Origin of the sequence: Streptomyces sp. NPDC059142 (genome assembly GCF_042755665.1) — a bacterium.
In the GTDB taxonomy this organism is placed as follows: Bacteria; Actinomycetota; Actinomycetes; order Streptomycetales; family Streptomycetaceae; genus Streptomyces.
Genome location: NZ_JBHZDA010000194.1, coordinates 1 through 4,347, shown reverse-complemented (window position 1 = coordinate 4,347; position 4,347 = coordinate 1). Strand labels below are relative to the sequence as shown.

At 75.2% G+C, this 4,347-nt stretch carries 2 protein-coding genes and 1 pseudogene; all 3 read left to right on the top strand.

Annotated elements, in window-relative coordinates; all coding sequences use genetic code 11:
- Positions 1–85 precede the first annotated feature (85 nt).
- Positions 86–364, top strand: a pseudogene (locus tag ACFXPK_RS32595) (ATPase); the annotation flags it as partial.
- Entirely contained in the window at positions 364–1,722 is a 1,359-nt protein-coding gene (locus tag ACFXPK_RS32590; RefSeq protein ID WP_385006033.1) for a DUF58 domain-containing protein, read from the top strand. The pseudogene ACFXPK_RS32595 and the gene ACFXPK_RS32590, both read left to right, overlap by 1 nt.
- On the top strand, positions 1,719–4,145 hold the full coding sequence (locus tag ACFXPK_RS32585; RefSeq protein WP_385006035.1) for a DUF3488 and DUF4129 domain-containing transglutaminase family protein: 2,427 nt from the start codon (positions 1,719–1,721) through the stop codon (positions 4,143–4,145). Before ACFXPK_RS32590 ends, ACFXPK_RS32585 begins: the two co-directional genes overlap by 4 nt.
- Positions 4,146–4,347 lie beyond the last annotated feature (202 nt).

Genomic DNA, 4,347 nt, shown 5'->3' with positions numbered 1-4,347 from the left:
GTCGTCGAGGGGGCGCCCCCACCCCACACCACCCCGGCGTCAATAACCCGCGCCCCCGCGGCGCCCCCCCCCCCACGGGGGGGCCGCGGCCAAGGCCGCGGCGGCGCTCGCCGGACGGGAGTACGCGCTCCCCGACGACGTGCAGTCGCTGGCGTCGGCGGTGCTGGCGCACCGGCTGCTGCCCACGACCCAGGCCCAGTTGAACCGGCGTACGGCGGAGCAGGTCGTCCAGGACATCCTCCAGCGGACCCCGGTGCCCACGGCGGACGGCGGGCGGACCACCGCGGGCCGCCCGGTGGTCGGCGGGCCCGCCGGGCCCGGTGGCACGCTCTTCGGCCAGCAGTCCGGCGTCCGGCGGCTGTGATGGCGTCCGGGGGGCCGGCCGCCGGGGACGGCGAGGAGAAGGGCGGGGCGCGGGCCGCCCTGTCCGGGCTGACCACCCGCGGCCGGTCGTTCCTCGCGGCCGGGATCGCCGCCGCTGTCTGCGCCTACGTGCTCGGCCAGTCGGATCTGCTGCGGGTGGGGCTGCTGCTCGCCGTGCTGCCGCTGATCTGCGTGGCGGTCCTGTACCGCACGCGCTACCGGGTGGCGGGCAGCCGACGGCTGGCGCCTTCGCGGGTCCCCGCGGGGTCCGAGGCGCGGGTGCATCTGCGGATGGACAACGTCACCCGGCTGCCCACGGGGCTGCTGATGCTCCAGGACCATGTGCCGTACGTGCTGGGGCCGCGCCCCCGGTTCGTGCTGGACCGGGTGGAGCCGGGGGGCCGCCGTGAGGTGTCCTACCGGGTCCGCTCCGATCTGCGCGGACGGTATCCGCTCGGGCCGCTCCAGCTCCGGCTGAGCGATCCGTTCGGGATGTGCGAGCTGACCCGTTCGTTCAGCGCGTTCGACATGCTCACGGTCATCCCGCGCACCGAACCGCTGCCGCCGGTGCGGCTCGCGGGCGAGGCGGCGGGCCACGGCGACGGGCGCCAGCGCTCGCTGGCGCTCGCCGGTGACGACGACGTGATCCCGCGCGGGTACCGGCACGGCGACGATCTGCGCCGGGTCCACTGGCGCTCCACGGCCCGTTACGGCGAGCTGATGGTGCGCCGCGAGGAGCAGCCGCAGCGGGCGCGCTGCACGGTCCTGCTGGACACCCGGCGGGCCGCCTACCAGGGTTCGGGTCCCGACTCGGCCTTCGAGTGGGCGGTGTCCGGGGCTGCCTCGGCGCTGGTGCACATGCTGGAACGGGGCTTCGCGGTACGGCTGCTGACGGACACCGGCGGTTCGGTGCCGGGCGAGGGCGCCGAGGGCTTCGCGGGCGCCACCCAGGACTCCGCGGACTCGGCGGGGCTGATGATGGACACCCTCGCGGTCGTCGACCACTCCGACGGGGCGGGCCTCAGCCCCGCGTACGACGTGCTGCGCGGCTCCACCGAGGGGCTGCTGGTGGCGTTCTTCGGCGATCTGGACGAGGAGCAGACGGCGGTGGCGGCCCGGATGCGGCAGCGCAGCGGTGCGGCGGTCGCCTTCGTCCTCGACTCGTCCGGCTGGGCGCAGGGCCCGAGGGAGGGCGCCGAGGTCGCGACGCGGCTGCGGCAACTGCGGGAGACGGGGTGGACGGCCCTGGCCGTGCCCTCCGGGGCGGCGCTGCCCGACCTGTGGCGGCAGGCCGGCCGCCAGCACGCGGAATCGGCCGTCGCGGGCGGTTCGACAGGCTTCTCCGGAGGATGGTCATGAGCGGTCACGGAAGGCTGGCGCTGTGTGCCTTCGCCGCCACGCTGATGGCGGCGGGGGCGCTGACGCCGCTGGTCGAGTCGTCCACCTGGCTGGTGCAGTGCGCGTTCATGGTGGGCGTCGTGAGCGGGGTGGGGGCGCTGGCCCGGCGGGTTCCGCTGGCGCGGGCGCTGACCGTCGTGCTCCAGACGGTCACCGTCATGCTGCTGCTCACCCTGGTGTTCGCCAAGGAGCAGTCCCTGTTCGGCTTCGTGCCGACGCCCGAAGCGGTGCGGGAGTTCGGCCGGCTGCTGACCTCGGGCGGCGACGACGTCGGGCGGTACGCGATACCGGCCCCGGCGACCGAGGGCATCCGGCTGATGCTGATCGGCGGCGTGCTGGTGATCGGGCTGGCGGTGGACGCGATCGCGGTGACCTTCCGCAGCGCCGCCCCGGCCGGACTGCCGCTGCTCGCGCTGTACTCGGTCGCGGCGGGGCTCTCCGGCGGGGCCGGGGGGTGGCTGTGGTTCCTGCTGGCCGCCACCGGCTATCTGCTGCTCCTGCTGGCCGAGGGCCGGGACCGGCTCTCCCAGTGGGGCCGGGTCTTCGGGGGCGCGCCGCGCCCCGCGGGCCGGTTCTCGTCGGTCTTCGACCCGAACGGTCGGGCCCCGGTGCGTACGGGCCGCAGGATCGGTGTGGTGGCGCTGGGCGTCGCGCTCGCGGTCCCGGCGGCCCTGCCCGCGCTGGACGGCGGGCTGCTGGCCGGCGCGGGCGCCGGGAACGGCTCGGGGGTGGGCGGTGGGGGCACGATCTCCGCGGTCAACCCGCTGGTGTCGCTCCAGGACAATCTGAACCAGCCGGAGGACCGCGAGGCGCTGCGCTACCGGACCAACGCGAAGGAGACGCAGGACCTGTATCTGCGGATCATGGCGCTGGACAAGTTCGACGGCACGTCCTGGCGGTTCTCGCAGCGGAACGTGGAGGACGTACCGGGCACGCTGCCCTCGGCCCCCGGGCTGCGGGGCGAGGTCGAGACCACGGAGATCAGGACCACGATCTCGGCCGCCGGCTGGTACCGGCAGAACTATCTGCCGATGCCCTACCCCGCCTCCAAGGTGAAGATCGACGGGCGCTGGCGCTTCGAGCCCACGGGCCGGACGCTGGTGGGCGACCGGGGCCAGTCGACGCGGGGCGCGCGCTACGAGGTCACCAGCCTCCGGGTGACGCCCACCAGGGAGCAGCTCGCCTCGGCGCCCGCGGCCCCGTCGGCGCTGCGCCGTGAGTACACCCAGGTGCCCTCCGTGCTGCCGGAGATCGTCAGGTCGACGGCGCGGGAGATCACCGCGGGGGCGGCGAACGACTACGAGAGGGCCGTCAAGCTCCAGGACTGGTTCGCGCTGGAGGGCGGCTTCACGTACAACACGGCCGTCGACTCGGGCACCGGCGTCACGGCGATCACCCGCTTCCTGCGGAACAAGGAAGGTTTCTGCGTCCACTTCTCGTTCGCGATGGCGGCGATGGCCCGCACGCTGGGCATCCCGGCGCGGGTCGCGGTGGGCTTCACCCCGGGCACCCCGCAGTCGGACGGCTCGATGTCGGTCGGCCTGCGGGACGCGCACGCCTGGCCCGAGCTGTACTTCGAGGGGGTCGGCTGGACCCGCTTCGAGCCGACGCCGAGCCGGGGCAGCACGCCCGACTACACCCTCCCGGAGGCCCCGACCGACACCCCGAGCGACACGGCCAGTGAGGGCACGGACACCTCGGCCGAGCCGTCCACGGCGCCGTCGGCCTCGGAGAGCTGCCCGGCGCAGGCCCAGCGGCTGGGCGAGTGCGATCCGGCGGCGGCCGCGGGCGCGCAGCCGCCGACCGACCGGGGTACCCCGGTGGGGACCGTGCTCGCCGTGGTGGCGGGGATACTCGCGGTCCTGCTGCTGCCGCTGCTGCCCCTGCTGTGGCGGACCCGGGTCAGGGCGCGGCGGTTCTCCTCCGCCGGGCGTACGCCGGAGGACGCCACGGACAGGACGCTCGCGGCCTGGCGCGAGGTCGTCGACACGGCGTGGGACCACGGCATACCACCGGACGATTCGCAGACCCCCAGGAAGACGGCGGGCCGGATCGTGCGGCTGGGCGGTCTGGACGGCGAGGCGGCCGAGGCGGTGCACCGGGTGGCCGGGGCCGTGGAACAGGTGCTGTACGCGCCGGTGCCCCGGCCCGGCGTGGGGCTCGCCGAGGACGCCCGGCTGATCCGGCAGGGGCTGAGCGCGGCGGCCGACCGGTGGAACCGGCTGCGCGCACTTCTCGCGCCTCGCTCGTCCGTTCGGGTGATCTGGTCCATGGCGGAGCGCCGGCGTGCGCTCGCCACGCGCTGGACGGACCGCCGTCTGGAGCTGACCCGCAGGATGGCGCTGGCCACGACCCGGCTGCGGCCGTCACGGCAGCGGGGCTGAGAGGCGCCGACCGGCCGCTCTGCCCCCCGTACAGCCGGACCCGTACACGACGGGACCGGGACGGGCTGACCGGGGCAGAGCGGCCGGCCAGGGCGCCCGCTGACGGCTACGGAGTAGGCCAGGACAGTACGGCTGAGGGGGGGGGGCGGTTATAGTGGCCGCCCGGGTGGTTTTAACAAAAGTAGCGTGCGCGGGTTTTTTT

Bases quoted from the DNA above. Each gene is read 5' to 3' on its own strand.
- ACFXPK_RS32585 (WP_385006035.1), top strand. From the start codon at position 1,719: ATGAGCGGTCACGGAAGGCTGGCGCTGTGTGCCTTCGCCGCCACGCTG.
- ACFXPK_RS32590 (WP_385006033.1), top strand. From the start codon at position 364: ATGGCGTCCGGGGGGCCGGCCGCCGGGGACGGCGAGGAGAAGGGCGGG.